16 protein-coding genes, 2 pseudogenes and 1 CRISPR repeat array are annotated in these 18,455 nt (G+C 34.2%); of the genes and pseudogenes, 13 read left to right on the forward strand and 5 right to left on the reverse strand.

What is annotated here, in order from left to right:
• Positions 1-11: 11 nt before the first annotated feature.
• Both cas1 and cas2 read left to right on the forward strand, forming a co-directional pair.
• The gene (gene cas1 / locus MTQ00_RS21800; RefSeq protein ID WP_273650975.1) at positions 12-905 is read left to right on the forward strand and encodes a type II CRISPR-associated endonuclease Cas1; all 894 of its coding nucleotides are present in this window, start codon (positions 12-14) and stop codon (positions 903-905) included.
• Positions 902-1,240, forward strand: a complete 339-nt coding sequence (gene cas2, locus MTQ00_RS21805; protein ID WP_007842732.1) for a CRISPR-associated endonuclease Cas2 — start codon at positions 902-904, stop codon at positions 1,238-1,240. Before cas1 ends, cas2 begins: the two co-directional genes overlap by 4 nt.
• Positions 1,241-1,298: 58 nt before the next feature.
• A CRISPR array of direct repeats spans positions 1,299-4,030; the repeat unit is 47 nt; unit sequence GCTGTAACTAATCACGAAGGTAGTAAATTTTGAAAGCAATTCACAAC.
• 194 nt (positions 4,031-4,224) lie between these two features.
• Here the strand turns inward: cas2 and MTQ00_RS21810 are convergent.
• On the reverse strand, positions 4,225-4,536 hold the full coding sequence (locus tag MTQ00_RS21810; protein WP_273650976.1) for a DUF6922 domain-containing protein: 312 nt from the start codon (positions 4,534-4,536) through the stop codon (positions 4,225-4,227).
• A gap of 39 nt (positions 4,537-4,575) precedes the next feature.
• Positions 4,576-5,259, reverse strand: coding sequence for a nucleotidyl transferase AbiEii/AbiGii toxin family protein (locus tag MTQ00_RS21815; RefSeq protein ID WP_273650977.1), 684 nt, complete (start codon positions 5,257-5,259; stop codon positions 4,576-4,578).
• Positions 5,260-5,934: 675 nt separating this feature from the next.
• On the opposite strand from MTQ00_RS21815, the gene MTQ00_RS21820 reads away from it, so the two are divergent.
• From MTQ00_RS21820 to MTQ00_RS21845, 6 genes and pseudogenes are all read left to right on the forward strand, one after another.
• Positions 5,935-6,417: a hypothetical protein gene (locus tag MTQ00_RS21820; RefSeq protein WP_273650978.1), complete on the forward strand. Its 483-nt coding sequence runs from the start codon at positions 5,935-5,937 to the stop codon at positions 6,415-6,417.
• The gene (locus MTQ00_RS22295; protein WP_337249976.1) at positions 6,324-8,477 is read left to right on the forward strand and encodes an RHS repeat domain-containing protein; all 2,154 of its coding nucleotides are present in this window, start codon (positions 6,324-6,326) and stop codon (positions 8,475-8,477) included. Before MTQ00_RS21820 ends, MTQ00_RS22295 begins: the two co-directional genes overlap by 94 nt.
• Positions 8,455-9,117: a hypothetical protein gene (locus MTQ00_RS21830; RefSeq protein ID WP_273650979.1), complete on the forward strand. Its 663-nt coding sequence runs from the start codon at positions 8,455-8,457 to the stop codon at positions 9,115-9,117. The genes MTQ00_RS22295 and MTQ00_RS21830 overlap by 23 nt, the downstream gene beginning before the upstream one ends.
• Positions 9,118-9,530: 413 nt before the next feature.
• Positions 9,531-10,124, forward strand: coding sequence for a suppressor of fused domain protein (locus tag MTQ00_RS21835; protein WP_273650980.1), 594 nt, complete (start codon positions 9,531-9,533; stop codon positions 10,122-10,124).
• 367 nt (positions 10,125-10,491) lie between these two features.
• A complete protein-coding gene (locus tag MTQ00_RS21840) occupies positions 10,492-10,938 on the forward strand; it encodes a recombinase family protein (protein WP_273650981.1) in 447 nt (148 codons plus the stop codon).
• Positions 10,939-11,112: 174 nt separating this feature from the next.
• Positions 11,113-11,349: pseudogene (locus MTQ00_RS21845) on the forward strand (IS1595 family transposase); the annotation flags it as partial.
• Positions 11,350-11,561: 212 nt separating this feature from the next.
• Here MTQ00_RS21845 and MTQ00_RS21850 read toward each other — a convergent pair.
• Positions 11,562-12,293 (reverse strand): hypothetical protein, encoded by a 732-nt coding sequence (locus MTQ00_RS21850; protein WP_273650982.1) that lies wholly within the window; start codon positions 12,291-12,293, stop codon positions 11,562-11,564.
• A 436-nt stretch (positions 12,294-12,729) separates the two neighbouring features.
• Here MTQ00_RS21850 and MTQ00_RS22415 point away from each other — a divergent pair.
• Positions 12,730-12,774 (forward strand): annotated as a pseudogene (locus MTQ00_RS22415) (hypothetical protein); the annotation flags it as partial.
• Positions 12,775-12,782: 8 nt separating this feature from the next.
• Here the strand turns inward: MTQ00_RS22415 and MTQ00_RS21855 are convergent.
• The gene (locus MTQ00_RS21855) at positions 12,783-13,442 is read right to left on the reverse strand and encodes a beta-1,6-N-acetylglucosaminyltransferase (protein WP_273650983.1); all 660 of its coding nucleotides are present in this window, start codon (positions 13,440-13,442) and stop codon (positions 12,783-12,785) included.
• Between the two features lie 443 nt (positions 13,443-13,885).
• On the opposite strand from MTQ00_RS21855, the gene MTQ00_RS21860 reads away from it, so the two are divergent.
• The 4 genes from MTQ00_RS21860 to MTQ00_RS21875 all read left to right on the forward strand — a co-directional run bounded on the left by MTQ00_RS21860 (position 13,886) and on the right by MTQ00_RS21875 (position 16,314).
• Positions 13,886-14,080: a cold-shock protein gene (locus MTQ00_RS21860; RefSeq protein ID WP_027378543.1), complete on the forward strand. Its 195-nt coding sequence runs from the start codon at positions 13,886-13,888 to the stop codon at positions 14,078-14,080.
• Positions 14,081-14,201: 121 nt separating this feature from the next.
• A complete protein-coding gene (locus MTQ00_RS21865; RefSeq protein WP_273650984.1) occupies positions 14,202-14,660 on the forward strand; it encodes a MaoC family dehydratase in 459 nt (152 codons plus the stop codon).
• A gap of 118 nt (positions 14,661-14,778) precedes the next feature.
• A complete protein-coding gene (locus tag MTQ00_RS21870) occupies positions 14,779-15,876 on the forward strand; it encodes a calcium:proton antiporter (protein ID WP_273650985.1) in 1,098 nt (365 codons plus the stop codon).
• 96 nt (positions 15,877-15,972) lie between these two features.
• Entirely contained in the window at positions 15,973-16,314 is a 342-nt protein-coding gene (locus MTQ00_RS21875; protein WP_273650986.1) for a hypothetical protein, read from the forward strand.
• Between the two features lie 390 nt (positions 16,315-16,704).
• Here the strand turns inward: MTQ00_RS21875 and MTQ00_RS21880 are convergent, their stop codons facing one another.
• Entirely contained in the window at positions 16,705-17,406 is a 702-nt protein-coding gene (locus MTQ00_RS21880; protein ID WP_273650987.1) for a hypothetical protein, read from the reverse strand.
• Positions 17,407-18,455: the final 1,049 nt, after the last annotated feature.

Below are 18,455 nucleotides of genomic sequence, written 5' to 3' on the forward strand. Positions count from 1 at the left end.
ACTTTTACAAAATGATTACCCGTTCTATCTACATCGGAAATCCCGCTTATCTTAAGCTCAAAGACGAACAGATGAAAATCCTATGTCCGGAAACCAAAACGGAAAAGGGTAGTGTTCCTGTGGAAGATTTAGGCTTATTGATGCTGGATCATTATCAGATTACTATTTCGCACAATTTGATTCAGAAAATGATGGGAAATAATGTTATAGTAGTGAGTTGTGACACGCATCATCTACCGCATGGAATAATGCTTCCGCTGTATGGACATACCGAACATTCAGATCGGGTAAAAGATCAGTTGGAAGCAAGTGAACCGCTGAAAAAACAGCTTTGGAAACAGACCGTGGAATGTAAGATCGAAAACCAGAAAAATGTTCTGATCAAACTGGGGAACTATCATGAGCCGATGATTGAGTATCAGAGAAATGTAAAGTCCGGCGATATAACTAATATGGAAGGGATTGCGGCGCAGCATTACTGGAAATATCTAATCAGTCTGGATTTTTTGAGACAGCGTTTCGGAGATTCACCTAATCAGTTTTTTAATTTTGGATATGCCGTGCTCAGAAGTATTGTTGCAAGAGCAATAGTAGAAACTGGATTGTTACCTGTTCTCGGCATTTTTCATAAAAATAAATACAATCCGTATTGCCTTGCCGATGATATAATGGAACCTTACCGTCCGTTTGTTGATTTACTCGTGATGCAATGGTTGAAAATTCATTCTGATACCGAAGAACTGTCGACAGAATTCAAGGCTCATATTCTGCAGATTGCAACCAAAGATGTGCGTATTGATGACAAAACAAGACCGTTGCTTGTTGCTGTAAAAATGACCGCTTCGTCGCTTTACAAATGCTACACAGGAGAAAAACGACTGATCTCTTATCCTGAACTGTTATGAATGCCGAAAGGTTTAATGCATACCGGATTATGTGGGTTTTAGTATTATATGATCTCCCGACTGAGACCAAAGCGAATATGAAAGATGCTAACCGCTTTCGGAAGGCGCTCATTGATGATGGTTTTACCTTGTTTCAGTTTTCCATGTATGTGCGTCATTGCCCAAGCAGGGAAAATGCCGAGGTTCATATTAAAAGAGTTAAATTTATGCTTCCAAAAGCAGGGAAAGTTGCCATTATGTGTATTACGGACAAACAATTTGGAGATATTGAAATCTTCTTTGCCAGGAATAAGGAAGAGCCACCTCCAACCTTTCAGCAACTCGAATTATTCTGATTTTTTTGATCCTGATTAAATAATAAATCCACTGAAATTCAGTGGACTAAATTTTGAGGCTGTAACTAATCACGAAGGTAGTAAATTTTGAAAGCAATTCACAACTCCCTGTTGCTCAGGAGATATTCCTCTGGTGCTGTAACTAATCACGAAGGTAGTAAATTTTGAAAGCAATTCACAACTGACTGGTAGCAGTAGATACAATTTTATTTGCTGTAACTAATCACGAAGGTAGTAAATTTTGAAAGCAATTCACAACTTGCGCGGCGGCAGGCTTTCCACTATATCCGCTGTAACTAATCACGAAGGTAGTAAATTTTGAAAGCAATTCACAACTCTATACACTGTTCCGTGTTAATCTTATAGGCTGTAACTAATCACGAAGGTAGTAAATTTTGAAAGCAATTCACAACGCGTGGTACCCATAGTTCCAGGGCTGCACGGCTGTAACTAATCACGAAGGTAGTAAATTTTGAAAGCAATTCACAACTACCGCCGTCGTCGCTGTAAATGTCTTCGCGCTGTAACTAATCACGAAGGTAGTAAATTTTGAAAGCAATTCACAACATACGACGTTAAGGGGTGATAAAGGGGCCAGCTGTAACTAATCACGAAGGTAGTAAATTTTGAAAGCAATTCACAACACGCCTAACGCGCTGGGCTTTTCGGACCTCGCTGTAACTAATCACGAAGGTAGTAAATTTTGAAAGCAATTCACAACTAACCAAGTCTTACGGGCGTACGGTTCCATGGCTGTAACTAATCACGAAGGTAGTAAATTTTGAAAGCAATTCACAACCAACCGCCATTGTTTGACATTTGCAAAAGCGCTGTAACTAATCACGAAGGTAGTAAATTTTGAAAGCAATTCACAACTAAAATAGATGTTACCCCGTTGGCCTGTACGCTGTAACTAATCACGATGGTAGTAAATTTTGAAAGCAATTCACAACTATATACCAATAACACCTTAAACAATCACGGCTGTAACTAATCACGAAGGTAGTAAATTTTGAAAGCAATTCACAACAATTATATTGGGATTCAGTTATTGAGGAAAGCTGTAACTAATCACGAAGGTAGTAAATTTTGAAAGCAATTCACAACAATAAACGGGTTAGCATCACACCAAGAAAAGCTGTAACTAATCACGAAGGTAGTAAATTTTGAAAGCAATTCACAACTAGGGGTTTTAAGTAATTTTAATAGAGTTGGCTGTAACTAATCACGAAGGTAGTAAATTTTGAAAGCAATTCACAACCTAAACCTTCATTTTCAATTTTAGCTATTAGCTGTAACTAATCACGAAGGTAGTAAATTTTGAAAGCAATTCACAACTAATGAAGATAAAGTATAAAAAATACTGCTGCTGTAACTAATCACGAAGGTAGTAAATTTTGAAAGCAATTCACAACAGCAAGATTATAGTGGTTTTGCTGATTCTAGCTGTAACTAATCACGAAGGTAGTAAATTTTGAAAGCAATTCACAACGTAATCCGGCTAATCCTTCAGAGATTGATGGCTGTAACTAATCACGAAGGTAGTAAATTTTGAAAGCAATTCACAACATTCATGTGAACCTCCATTATTGCATTGAAGCTGTAACTAATCACGAAGGTAGTAAATTTTGAAAGCAATTCACAACTAGCGTGTATAAACAATAAAACAATAAAATCGCTGTAACTAATCACGAAGGTAGTAAATTTTGAAAGCAATTCACAACAGATACTTCTGATTCTGTCAGAGATCTACTGCTGTAACTAATCACGAAGGTAGTAAATTTTGAAAGCAATTCACAACACTGTAGCATTTACACCCCACTTACCTACAGCTGTAACTAATCACGAAGGTAGTAAATTTTGAAAGCAATTCACAACATTATCACCAAACACTCGATACAAATAACTGCTGTAACTAATCACGAAGGTAGTAAATTTTGAAAGCAATTCACAACAAGAGACTTTTTCTTCTTTCTTCCATAAAGGCTGTAACTAATCACGAAGGTAGTAAATTTTGAAAGCAATTCACAACGGTAAATACTGTTTTCCTGCTGTCCAAATGCTGTAACTAATCACGAAGGTAGTAAATTTTGAAAGCAATTCACAACTGCCTTCTTCAATAATTCCTTCTGCATATCGCTGTAACTAATCACGAAGGTAGTAAATTTTGAAAGCAATTCACAACTAGACCTGAGCTCTGAAAAGTTAGTTGGAGGCTGTAACTAATCACGAAGGTAGTAAATTTTGAAAGCAATTCACAACAGCCCCTTCTCCTTCTTTAAAAGCCTCAGCGCTGTAACTAATCACGAAGGTAGTAAATTTTGAAAGCAATTCACAACGTTACTTGCAAACGTCTGACCCGTTGTACTGCTGTAACTAATCACGAAGGTAGTAAATTTCACAACTTTCCAAATAGTCGAATCATCATTTGGAATGCTGTAACTAATCACGAAGGTAGTAAATTTTGAAAGCAATTCACAACTTTAAGAAGAGTATCAACTTCATCTGAAACGCTGTAACTAATCACGAAGGTAGTAAATTTTGAAAGCAATTCACAACACGAAGTATTTTTATCAGCTGGCCATGAACGCTGTAACTAATCACGAAGGTAGTAAATTTTGAAAGCAATTCACAACTTCTTTAGAATTTGAAAAGTTAAAAAAAGCGCTGTAACTAATCACGAAGGTAGTAAATTTTGAAAGCAATTCACAACGAGGAGTCGTTGTAACAGGTCCAACTTCTCGCTGTGACTAATCATGAAGGTAATAATTTTTGAAAGTAATTCATAATTATGCAATGTCTCGTTAAGATTTTAGGCTGTTGTAAGTAGTTGGAAATAGCAACTTTTGCAATTCATAATCGTTCACCCATTACTATTGCCCTTGTTATTTCCAATGTAGCGCCTTTCAATTTTTAATATGAGAAATTGTTTTTCTCAAAATATAATTTGTTTTGGGTTATAGCTCAAATAAATAGTTTCTTAGCTATATCCAGTGATATGGTTTATCCTTACGGTGTATATAGCAATGCATCTCTTCTTTTATAAGTTCCGGGAAAAAAAATATTGCTCGGTCAATGGCATAATTAGGGAGAAAATGAATTTCATCTCTAATTGTATTTACAACTTTTTCACGACCGTAGTATTTTATAATTTGATCAATCTCATTTTGTCCTCCCCTTTCTATAATTCGAGAAATAATAGGGATGTATGCTTTCTCCCAATCAAGTTTCCTAAAATTGGTATCCCAAAAGAATTTTGGATGTATTTTTGGCAAGACTTTTCTCTTTAATCCCATATTTAAATATAGTGATTTTATCTCGTTATGACAACAAAATCACCTTCTAAATCCCTTTCCTTTGCTTTTTAGAACAACTTTTTTTTCAGCTGAATTTCCAAATTTCACATTAGGATTTAGTACAGCTTCCTTAAGTCTTTCCTGCATTGTTTTCCATCTGTGCTCTTTTCCGTGAACCATTGAAACATCATATTCTTTTCTAATCCCATCAAAATAAACTAATGAGTGTGCTGCTAAATTTGAATTTCCGTTGTATTTTGCTTGGTAGCTATTTAAATATGATTGTAGAGGTTTTTCTTCAAGAAGAAAATACATATCTACAAAATCCTTTAATCTTTCTCCACTTTGAAATATTGCGTGAAGTTTCATAGCCCCAATGTCATCATTAGAAATCATTCTTATATTTTCTGAGATTTTATCCATTGCTATAACAGGATATTTATGAGCTAAAAGATCAACTTTTATATCTTTGATATAGGTCATTACGGTATTCTCAAAAACAATTTCATTAGTCGCATTGTATTCTTTTTGTAAGTGGCTTATTAAGGCGAATGAATCAAAATCCCTTGTGGTAAACAAATCAATATCTACAGACAATCTATGCCCTAATTTTAAGGCTAAAGCGGTACCGCCTACTAAAGTAAAATCTTTTAGCATTTCATCTTTCATCAATCGCTGTAGAAGTTCCCACATCTCCTTAGTGACAGTTTCTTTATGTAGCATATTTTCATTTTTCAGAAAAATTAATTCTGAAAATGAGGTATGCTTCTACAAGGGCTTTACAAGGAACTATTTGGCTTCGATTATCAATGAAAGTCTAAATTATCAACCTTTATTGATGGCGATATTAGTAAATGTAATTACAATTTTTTTCTGTTGGTAGTTAGTACCTGCATACTGATACAGTCAACTTAAATATTAGCATTGTTTGTTCTTCTAAATTGGCTGATACCATTTTAATCCACCTTTTAGTGATACCTTAAAATCTACAATATGTAGATGGCTTGATTTGTACTTTTTAAAAGCTTAATGGAACCAGCTTTATAAAAAAGGAATGCTTCTAAAATTATGTTTTAAGAAAGGATATATTACCTACTAAAATGCGTGCGATTTTACAACTACACGGAGAAGTTAGGGGCTCATTCGCAACTTTGAAAGTCCTTACGTCCTAACAAGTTGCTGCTTCGCTCTGCGAGGCTTTTGAATTAAGATTGATTTATGAATTTTGTTTGATTAATGGATTATAAATAGTTTGTTCAATTATAATTCTACTCAAACAATACCTAATTAGAATGTTCCCCAATATCAACATTTAGTTGATGACATAGTAAGCCAAATAAATCATTTGATAAACAATAATAAAAACTAACGTTTCTGATCGATTATGTTTATCTCTAAATGAAAACTTCGATTAATTTTAAAGCTGTAAAATCTGATTCTGAAACTCATAATTTCAGAAGAAAGACTTTCGATTATATCCGAAAAGACTTAAGTGCAAAAAATGAATATTGGTTGGAAGAAAAACTCTCTGAAAGATCACATAAAATAGAGGACTATTGTAAAAAAAGATCCGGACGGAAATTACAAAAGAATGCAATGCCGATTCGTGAGGCTGTTGTTGTGATTAAAGAAGATACCACGATGCAGGATTTACACTATCTTTCAAAGAGACTGGAAGAGCAACTACGAATCAGAATTTTCCAAATTGCTGTTCATAAAGATGAAGGACATTTTGATAAGGAAACAAAAGAATGGAAACCCAATTGTCACGCACATTTAGTCGCTGATTGGCAAGATGGCATCAGGTCAATGGCCAGCCTCAGGAACTTCTTGCTGAGAACTTTTACAATGAATTATCACAACTGTCTCAGAAAAAAGTAGGGAACAATTTGCAAAGTATCGATTACACCTATAATGTAAGAGGTTCTGTAATTAAAATGAACGATCCCGGTAATCTGGGAACCAAACTATTTGGATATGAGCTAAAATATCAGAATCCTGCCAATACTTCATTGTCCACAGGTAAATATAACGGCAATATTGCTGAAGTAACCTGGAAAACTGCGGCAGATCAGGTTTTAAGAAGGTATAATTATCAATATGATCCTTTGAACAGATTAAAGAAGGGAACCTATTCGGAACCTAATGCTTCTGTTCCAGAGAACAATTTATACAATGAGTCAGTTGTATATGATATGAATAGCAATATTACTTCGTTGCAGAGGAATGGCAAAAACTCAGTGGGAGCGGCTGGATTAATAGATAATTTAACTTATACATACAGCGGAAATAAGCTCAACACTGTTAAGGATTCATCCGGAAATTATGCCGGATATCCGGATAGCTCAGGAACAATGATCACGTATGATGATAATGGAAATATGAAGAACCATTTGGACAAAGGAGTTTTACTGATTGATTATAATTTTCTGAACCTACCGGATTATGTGATGTTTGATAAAACCTATAATCCAAGGCTTTCCGGAACCCAGGATGCTGAATACAATGTTAATACCAGATATTTATACAGGGCAGACGGTGTTAAGCTTAAGAAGACTTACCTGTATGGTTCGGGAGAAGAGAATTTAGAAACCTTTACTATAACAGAATATTTAGATGGATTCCAATATGAAAACACAGCGAGCATTATTAAGCCAACGGCACCTCTTACTTTAAAATTTGTTCCAACCTCCGAAGGATACTATAATTTTGAAAATAATAAGTATATTTACAGCTATAGTGACCATTTAGGAAATGTGCGTATAAGTTATACAAAAAATGGAGCAGGAACCCAGATTGTTGAAGAAAATAACTATTACCCTTTTGGGCTAAAGCATCAAGGCTATAACAGCTTAGGAGGTAATCCAGCCTACAGTTATGGATACAACGGCAAAGAATTACAAAAAGAAACAGGATGGAGTGATTATGGTGCCAGAATGTACATGTCCGATATTGGAAGATGGGGTGTAATTGATCCATTAGCAGAGCAATACAGAAGGCTTACCCCTTATAATTATGCCGCTAATAATCCTATTATGTTTATCGATCCTGACGGGAGGAAAATAAAAGCTCCGGACAGCAGTGGCGAAGGAATGTCGCTTTACCATGGAGCCACTCCGGGTATGGTGGAATATGTGGGACCTGGAAGCCGTTCCGGTATTTTAAAGTTTCTGGGGTTAGAAGATGAAATGGGTAAGTTTTATATTAGAACTAATGGCGGCGGTGGAGGAGGCGATCCAAGTACCTCAAAAAATATAATAATTAATTTTTTGAGAGGAGATATAAATGGTCTGGGTAATTTTGTAAATAACGATTTTGCACAAAATGGATGGTATATTATTGATGCTTTAAGTATGAAAGATGCTTTAGAGAAATTGACGGCATATTTAGGAAATAGTCAAGCTGATAATATTTATATCAATGCACATGGTTTAATAAGTGAACGTTATGTTTATGACGAAAGCGGACAGTTAGTTTCTGATTCAAGCACAAGTGGAAGAAATGGATATAAAGTAGTAGGTGATTCAGGTTTTTACACAACTCATGATAAAGTTTTAGGTAGTGATCTACAGCAGTATATCTCTGATAAGAACAAATTATCTCCAGACAGATTGAGCAGTATAGATAGTTTTATTGGTATTGCTAATAATATTAAAAGTGGAAAAAATCTTATAATGGGTTCCTGTTGGACCGTAAGGTATGACGATTTGTTTGGGACAGGTATTTCTTCTATAGTAAAATCTATTGATGTATTTGCAAATAGAGATTATTCAAGCTTATGGCCAATTGGAGGAAAAATAAGATTTCAAGATTTTATTAATTTTAATCAAACCTCTAAAAAAAATTATATCGACGGATGGGTAATGTATAGAGATGGTAATGTTTCTCAAAGAAATTTTAATATAATTATGACAAAATATGGAGTTAAAACAATTAAATAAAGTATTGATATTATTAGCTATTGTTGTTAATCTAAATGCATTTTCTCAAATGAAAATGGCAGATATAGAAAATAAACAATTTTCAATTAATTTAAAAACTCAAAAACAGAATCTAATAAAAATATTTGATGATAACAATTATAGTATTTATTATTTGTTAGATAGAAGAAATTTTGATTTAAAATTACATTCAGATATTAAAGACAAAGCAAATATTATTTTCTTTTCTAAAAAATATAATAAAGGTATAATTACTGTATTTCCACAAAGTGTAAATCATAAACAGAAAGATATTTACAATATTACCTTATATACAGGTTCGGCAGATAATTATATGTTTGTACCCTCAATGATTATAGTCGATAAGGACTTTAATTATGAATACCTAACGAAATATAGTTACCTTCATCTGCCATATGATATAAATACATATAAGTCTAGTATTTCAATACAGGATAATAAAAATCGTTGTAATATTATACACATTGATCTAAAAGGAAATGCTGTTTACGAAAATATAGATGATATTTTAAGTAATATTTCGAAGATTCCTAAGGAGGATAGTTCTGGAAAAGAATGCAATTCTATAATTTATGAAATTGATCTAAAAGACTTTTTTCCTAAAAAGATTATCAAATAAACTTTTAGCTAGAAATATCATGCTCTGCTTGCGCGAGCGTCACGCTCGTGTCTGAATAAATTAGATTAACAACTCATAATAAATCCGAGGAAATACCTATTTCTCGGATTTTTATTAAGGTTGTTTTAAGAATTACACTAATTTATGGTCTTTAAAGGTTTTTGAACAAAAATTAGATTACAATTATCAGAACCTATTGAAAGTGGCTTTATAACAGGACCTTAAGGAAATATAGTAATGCAAAAAATTACTATAACGATGATCAGGAAATTTTGGAAATAGATTTAAATTTGTAATTAGTGAGTGGGCAACGAGCGTGACGCTCGTGCCAGCGGAGGGGAGGCTATTTTTAATTCTAATAGATATTAAGTGTGAGTTAATGCAAAATCTAATATATTAAAAAAATAATTTTTATGTCTCAACAAGCTTCTGAAGAAAATAAAAAACTTTCTAATTATATAACAAATATTGTTGGTATTAATAAAATAATTGATCGTCATTATAACAAAGACAATAGGAATTTTATCGATATTTTTACATGTGATGATCCTCTTTATCCAAGAATAAAAATTTGTGGTACAGTAGGTGTGTCTGATCACCCCAATAAAATTGAAATGAATGATAATAGCTTTAGGGACATTCCTGTAGAGCTTTTAATCGGCGGATACACAGAATTCAACATGTTGGCTAGTATTGTTTCCACATCAGGATTTTATATTACTAATAATGGTTGGGAATGCCAACCAGGCTCAGTATTTATGAGAATTATTGAAATGTACTTTGAAACTTCTGAGATGAAACATATTATGTTTATATCACCCTTTTTGTGGGAGGATAAATTAGAACCATTGAAACTTGAAACGAAAACTGTGCATTGGCTTTTATGCATTCCTATTTCTGATGAAGAACTCGAATATAAAATGGAAAATGGTACATCAGCATTAGAAGACATATTTCAGAAGAAAGATATTGACATATTTGATATTAATAGAAAATCGGCTATTTAAGAGCTTTTTTTTTTAACAAAATCCAAGCTGCCACACGAATTCTTTTGTGTGGAATTTTTCCTGAACTAATGACTAAAATCAATCCTTTTATGATCCCAAGTACAAATATGATAAGTAGTCGAAAAGGAACAAATATCGCACCGATTCGTTGATGATCTGCAAATTTTATCCACTTTACAGCTATAAGAATTTAGTTTGAATAGTGGAATAGATAATTATCAAATATTTAATAAAAATTCGGTGGTTTTATGAGATTTTTAAATTGATTGTTTTAAATCATTTTATCTTTTCAATTAATTTCTCAAAATCTCGTATCATTAAACAAAGTTTCATAAATTTATGAGAGATGAGTTTAATGTAACAAATTATGAAAATAGGATATGCAAGAGTTTCTACCAAAGATCAAAATTTGGATTTACAAATTGAAGCTTTAGAAAAAGCAGGTTGTGAAAAAATATATCAAGAGAAAATTTCAGGTTCAACTAAGAATCGTCCTGAACTGGATAAAATGATTGAGCATTTCAGAGAAGGTGATGAATTGTATGTTTGGAGACTAGATCGATTAGGAAGAAGTTTAAAACATATTATTGATCTGGTTCTTGGTTTAAGTGACAAGGGAATTATAATAAAAGGTCTTATAGATGGTGTAGATACATCGACAATTAATGGTCGTCTATTTTTAAATCTAATGGCATCTTTGGCGGAATATGAAAGAGAATTAATAAGAGAGAGAACAAATGCTCGGCAAGAGCAAGAGGAAGGACTGGCGGAAGACCAAAAGGATTTACAAGAGAAAAAATTTCTAAACTTTTAATAATGCGCTCTTTTTATAAGATCCAACTAAGTCTCCAGAGGAGATTTACAAGCCACTTGGTTTGACTAGAGCAACTTTTTATCGGTATGCTAAAATTCTTGATAATAATACGAATGAAGAAATAAAAAAAATGGCAATTAAAAATAAATAAATCTTATTCAACGGTTTATTTATATGAATATTTTCAATTTCACGGCACATTTTGGTACAGAAGAGGATTGTAGGAAGCATTTTAAAGAGCAACGAGATAAAGAGGGTGTTTGTTGCAAGCGATGTAAAGGAAAAGAACATTATTGGCTCCCATCAAAATGGAGTTATCAATGCAAATCATGCTCTTTTCGAACTTCACTACGTAGTGGAACTGTTATGGAGAATTCAAACCTTCCATTCTTAGTTTGGTATAAAACGATAAATTTTACACTTTAAGCCTAATAGTTGCTTTTATATGTTTCGAAGGAATAGAATAATCCAGAAAAGAAACTCCCTTTCATTTTCTGAAGAGGAGTTATAATTTATGAAATGCCTCTTGCGGCTGAGAGGTCTTATTTTCTTACTCCATATTTTTTCTTTTATTAGAATTATAAATGCTAAAAATTTTTTAAATGTGAAGACGTAAATAACTTTTATTTTAATCGTTTCAACGACATTTGTGTAATAGGACCCGAACCAGTACTTCCTGAACTTAAATGCTTTATGGTTATGCTGGCTGTATTTACAATTCTGAATGAATATGTATTAGATGTCAGCATAGGAATAGATGTAAGTAGAGTATATGTCTGTAAACTGCCAGTTGTCGCTGTATAAAGATCATTAACTCGAGCCACCCAATTATTGTTTGTATCATCCCAAATTCCTATAACAGGCGACGTTCCATTAGTTGTTGATAACTGTCCATTCATTGTTATCTGATAAACGCCATCTGCCGATACTTTAAAAGTATTAGTTGTAGCTGAACCTGTATAAAGGTTCTCATTATCAACAATTTCATTGTTTAAATTCCCTATAGTTACCGCAGTACCTGTGCCGGAATTTGTAAAGTCTGCAGTCATTTGAACTATAATTTCCTGAGCAACCAAAAATTGTCCATTAACTGCAATTACCGTCCCGGTAGATGTTGGAGCTCCGGCAAGGTTTTGCCAAGAAGGGGGGGCACCTGGCCCATTAGATTTAAGTACTTGACCTACATTTCCAGATGATCCGGGAGTAGAAGAAGTCCCACCTACATTCAATTCATTTACAACTTGTAAGGATCCGTTAACATGCAAAGTTTTCTGAGGAGTAGATGTATGGACGCCTACTTGTGTATAATATAATACAGGAAGGAACAAGGCTAATGATAATAAATTTTTTTTCATTTTTAAATTTTTTTTTCATCCAAATGTACATTTTTTTAGCTTATTTAATCTTAATATAAATTATAAAATATATTGGCGATGGTAAGTCCTGGAAGTTTTTGTGAAACAAAAATTAATACTGCAAATTATTGGAAATTTGAATTTTGCAGAAAAAGATATTTTGAAAGAGTAAATATATATAACTAAAATATCACAAAGTGATGATATAAATATTTGTGTTTTGTTCAAAATTATTTTTTTAAAATAGGTATTTATTTTGAATAGATATTAAAACCACAAATATTTGTAGTTTTTTTTCATAAAGTCTATCTCTAAAAAGATATAGTTTATTTTTGCTTTAAATTAATGTATGGAAAAGCTGATAGACCTTTGCTATGACTATGAATTTAAAGATGAAGCAGAAGGAATTAAATACGAGTTTGTAAGTGTAGGAACTATGGAAATTCCTAAAAGAGTAACTTTTTCCCCAGTAGATGGATTATCTAATTATTACAATTTAGGTCTGACTAATATTTCAATAGATGAAGAAGGAAATGAAACAGCATCTGATATGTCGAGAGAGAACAGTATAAATGACCATTTGCCGCCTATGTATGGTGTGACGTCCCTCATAAAGTCTCTTTTATAGATAAGCGAGGAAATCTTGTGGGTTAATTCTGTAAAGTGATTCTGGATTCTTTGCAATGTGTCGGGTCTATAAAACTTCTGATCATAATAAAAGATGTAATTTCTTCCCGCATTGACCGTCAGAAATTGCCTGATGATGTGCTGGGATCTCAATGGAAGATCTTCGCCACTAAGGTTGATCAGATAGTCCCACTGCTTGCTGGCATTGAGTAAGAATTCCATGGCGTTAAGCTCCGCCTGAATCATGCTGAATCCCCCTGATATGATATTCATACTTTCCAGAATGTAGACATTCGGATATTGAATTACATAATCCTGGATCGCTTCCGTTGTTTCGGAACTGGCTTTCCGGTCAATGTGTATCAGGTAGAATTGATCACGGGTATATATTTTCTCAAGCAAAGTCATAAGGGCCTCCGGTCGCTGGTGTACCATAATGAAATAAGCAATACGAACCTGTGGTATGGAATGCTCTTCAACGGTATGAGATAGGGTCTGTGGTGTAGCTGAATGGGTCTGCATATTTACGGAAACTTTGATCATCCGCACTGTGCAAATAATTCTTCTGTGTGCGCAATGTATGAATAAAATAATGATAATCAATTATTTATATTTTTTAATTTCGAGGAATATTGATTTACCTTTGCAAAGTATTCATAAAGAAAGGTTCCTGCCTTCGCTTCACTGGTCTATGACAACTATCAGTCTTGCTTTTACAGTTTCCCGTTTATAGATCCAATTTTTTTAATAATATTGAGAATCATGATTCCATTGATCTTAAAAAATGACCCGACAGTACAGACCATGATATTTAAGTGTCTTATGGATAGCATCAATGAGCCGCGCAAAGAATGATAGGTAATAACGACAAATGCTTCAGTTTGTCCTACAGATCATCATTAACTTCAAAAATTAAATCTGTAAAGTGTACAGATCCATTATATTAATTTTTTAATTTTATTACAATGCAAAAAGGCACCGTAAAATTTTTCAACGAAGCAAAAGGCTTCGGTTTCATTGCACCATCAGAAGGTGGAGCAGACATCTTTGTACATACCTCAGGACTTGAGTCAAGAGGCATCCGTGAGAACGACGAGGTTGTTTTCAACGTACAGAAAGGAGATAGGGGTTTAAGCGCAATCAACGTTAAACTGGCATAATCTGATCAATATAGTAATTTAATATATTAGTTATATTACCGGCCTCCCGCATGTTGCGAGAGGCTTTTATCTTTTTACGGAAATCATACCGCTGCCATTGAACTATTAAATCAGAAAATACATGCAGATCATCAACAATTACGAAGAATATAAGTCACTGGAGGTAGTCATGGTCGGAAGTTCTCCATGGCATACAATTGACCAGAACCAGATCGACCGATTTGCAGATGCCACTATGGATCACCAGTGGATTCATGTGGACAGCGACAGGGCATCTATTAAAAGCCCTTACGGATCAACTATAGCACACGACTATCTCACGCTTGCACTGATTCCCTATCTATGGAAGCACATCGCAACGGTGCAGAATGTAAGCCTCGAGATCAATTACGGAATTGAAGACCTGAGATTCGGCATACCCGTGAAAGTAAATTCTGAAGTATCATTGCAGGCGACGATCAGATCGGTGAATGACCTTCGGGGGATGGTCAAGGTCGTTGTCGGTGCAAGACTCGTAGTAAGGGATGAGTCGAAACATGCCTATACTGGCAATGTGGTATTTCTTTATCAATTCAAATGAGCTACTATGTCCTTTTGTTCAAGTTCACAAGGTTAAAGGCCTTCTGCGCATTGAACACATTTTGCTGTCAAAAGATGGTACGCTCTACACCATCAAAAATTAAATTGTATTCTTCTTTATGAATCAACATAAGTATTTACGGTATTGGACGATAGTCGTGCCGCTTTTATCTTGGCTCTTCTATTTTGGGAGCTTCATCTTTTCATCAGGCTATTATTCGATCCTGTTAACTATCCTGTTACTGGGAAGCGTGCTCACAGCAGTCTATCACTCCGAAGTGCTTGCACACCACCTGGGTGAGCCTTTTGGCACCCTTCTTTTGGCCTTTGCCATGACAGTCATCGAGGTCGGCCTTATCATTTCCATTATGCTTGGAGCTGAAGGTTTGGAGACCATCACCCTGGCAAGGGATACGGTCTTTGCAGCAGTTATGCTCATCCTTAATGGAATTATTGGCATCTGTATTGTCATTGGATCAATAAGATACCGGGAGCAAGCCTTTACTTTGAAAGGCGTGAGCACGGCTCTGATCACTTTAACAGCAGTGGTTGTTTTTGTTCTGATATTACCTAACTATACAGTAAGCCACAAAGGAGGTGAGTATACTTCGTTTCAGCTTTTGTTTATTGCGTTGTTATGCCTGACACTTTATCTTGGGTTTACGATGGTGCAAACGATCAGGCATCGGAGCTTTTTTATATCGCCCAGTGACAAAGCGAAGGAAAAAACTGTGGAATACGAAGGTAAAGTCAAAGTTTCGAGAAAGCAAATGTATATCAGTAGTTTTATGCTGATCGTAAGTTTAAGTGTGGTTGTTCTGATGGCCAAACTTCTTTCAAGAGATGTAGAATATCTAGTGGTAGCCGTGGGAGCACCAAGATCCGCAGTAGGTGTTGTCATTGCAGGAATTGTGCTCTTACCGGAAGCTCTTGCGGCAATCAGGGCGGCCAGAAATGACAGGATACAGACTTCACTGAACCTGGCGTTTGGTTCTGCGCTGGCTAGCATCGGACTGAGCATTCCTGCCATTGCGATCATATCAGTAATGAGCGGGATTAGGATGACATTGGGAATCGACATCAAATCGACCGTTCTCTTGGGACTATCGCTATTTATCATCACGATTTCTCTGGCCACAGGAAAAACAAACATTATGCAGGGATTTGTGCTGATCGGCATATTTATGATCTACCTTTTTATTACGATTGTTCCCTAATTCTATCAATACGATTGACAAATGATATCATTATGCTGCAAATCATAAAGTCTAGTAGACATTAAAAGCTATATTCATCACTAATTTAACAATATAATGATTGAGGAGGAATGCCTGAGATTGCATAGCGCTGAACTCAGAACATTTGCCGGAGGCTCTCTGCTTTTCAGTAGGGAAGAGGTGGTGGGGTATTACTTTCAGATTGTAAAAGATTTACAAGAACGTTTGGAAGAAAGTATTAGACAAGCTGAAACAAGTACATTTGACGGAATAATCACTTTAATTACAGGAGAAAAAATTGAAAGTGAATTTTTTCATAGGCTTTCAGATGACGTGTTTGTTGACCGAAAAAATAAAACTGAATTTATTCGAGATAAAATTGTGAGTGTAAAATATATTGAAGATAGAAGGACAATCTCAAAAAATAAATTACTTTAATCATATTAGTAGAACAACAATCTATTCCCAAATTTCATAATATAGCCAAATGAAGTTATCGTGTGAAAGACTGGTAGATGTAATAGGTTGGATGCCATGATATAAAAAAACACCTGCTATCACAGCAGGTGTTTTCTCAATTATATTTAGATTGATTTCCCAACTGCAGTTGTTTTCAACACCAAATCTAAGGACTAATGATTTCACTAGAACTACCGACAACTGGTTGTTTTATTTATAAATTAACTAGTTTTCTCGTCCTTAGCTTTGCAAAATCTTTCTCTGAACTTTGATGTATTTGTCAAAATTGTAGATTAGAATCTATTTTGGTTTTGTAGCCTGAATTGACTTTACCCGCTTTTCACAAATCATAATCCTTGCTTCCATTTCTTATTTAAGTCTGTTAACTGAAAAAAAAGTAGAAGGATTTCCACTTAATTCTCCCCGGATGAATATTTTTGTTGCAATTCTTTTCATAATTCTAAAAGAATAAGTTTTACCTGTAACAAGGTCCATAGCTACATTAAAACTTAAGTTGCTTACTTCTCCATCTGCTAAAGTTATTGTTTGTAATAGCTGAGATTCCCATTTATTATCTGTATTATTATAAAGTCCATAGTAAAAATCTCCACTATAAGCGTTTCCTTGAGGTTGTACGGAAAAATTCATTGTTACTAAATAAGTACCATTAGCGTTAATCGTGAAAGAATTGTTGGTGCTTGTTCCTGTAAATGTATTATAATTGTCAATAATTTTAGTTGTAATGTTATTGATTGCTAGTGGTGTAGTTGCTATAGTACCTGTCTCCCAATTTGTAGACATTCTAGCAGAAATTTCCTGAGCTATTTGCTGCTCCCCATCAATCATAATAACAGTTCCTGTACCATTAGGTAGATTTAAAGGGGGAGTTGAAATAGCTTGCCATATCGTACCATTAAAAGAAAAATACCCCGTTCTTGTTACATTGATCGTTTGACCTGATGGAGCTGGATCTGCAAGTGTAATATATACCATAGCTCCTGTTTGATCAGCTCCATAATTTTTTGCTCGTAACTCAGCTCCTGTAGTTTTGGGCGGAATAATACCATCCATTTTTGAAATATTAGTTGGTTCACCAGAAACTTCTAGGGTAGCTTTAGGATTGGTTGTATTTTAATAAAGTTGAAATTTTAACAAAGATGTGATCATGATAATATGTTGGGAGATTCTTTAAATAAAAAAACCTGTCCGAAGACAGGTCAAAAAAACATCAATGTTTTGTAGAAAACAAAACTATTGAATAGTAAATTTACTATATTTATCTAAGAATTAAATAAATTTATAGCTATAAAGTTTATTATAATATATAATTTAAAAAATATGGAATATCGAGTTGTTAGTAACGAGTCCCTTGATGGTCTTTATGAAGTTGTTGAAGCAAATTTATTAATCGGATGGAGGCTACAGGGAGGTATCGCCGTTGGAATAAATGGGGTATTTTACCAAGCCTTAGTTAGGTTAAAATAATGATAGAATAAATCTTAAAGCTAATTAATAAATATAATCAATGGTTGTTTAAAATGAAGACCTAATTTTTATTTTACCCAAAATCTTATTAGGGACCACACATAAACAAAAAAGCTTATAATTTGATAGTAAACCTTAATAATCTTTATTAAAACATTTTTTAACCCCACAAGATTGCGATTATGATAATAAGTGAAGATTTATTAATTAAGCATGGAGCGGTTAATAAATATTTTGCCCCTGGCGAAATAATTTTCCGCGAAGACTCTACTCCTAACCTGTATTTTCAGATTGTTACAGGGATGGTGGAATTATTTAATTTCCATCAAAATGGGAGGGAATTTAACAGTTGATAGATTTTATCTGTATCAGCAGCATTCAATGGAACAGTATCGAGTATTGCATTTAATTTATCATCTACAGATATCAAATTTTTATTCACCGCCATTTCTACTTTCTCCTGGAAATAATCCTCTGCAATTGCGTAAATTTCACCAGCCAGATCAGGCCTTACCTTAACCGCAGTAATAAGAACCTCGTTATAAGTAACCTGATCATATCCGTCTGTTAAGTACTTTTCACATGTAAGATTATGTAAAATACCATAATTATTACTGTTGCTTGGAAGAATAGGT

The sequence above is a fragment of the Chryseobacterium sp. B21-037 genome, assembly GCF_028570785.1.
Classification (GTDB): Bacteria; Bacteroidota; Bacteroidia; order Flavobacteriales; family Weeksellaceae; genus Chryseobacterium; species Chryseobacterium proteolyticum.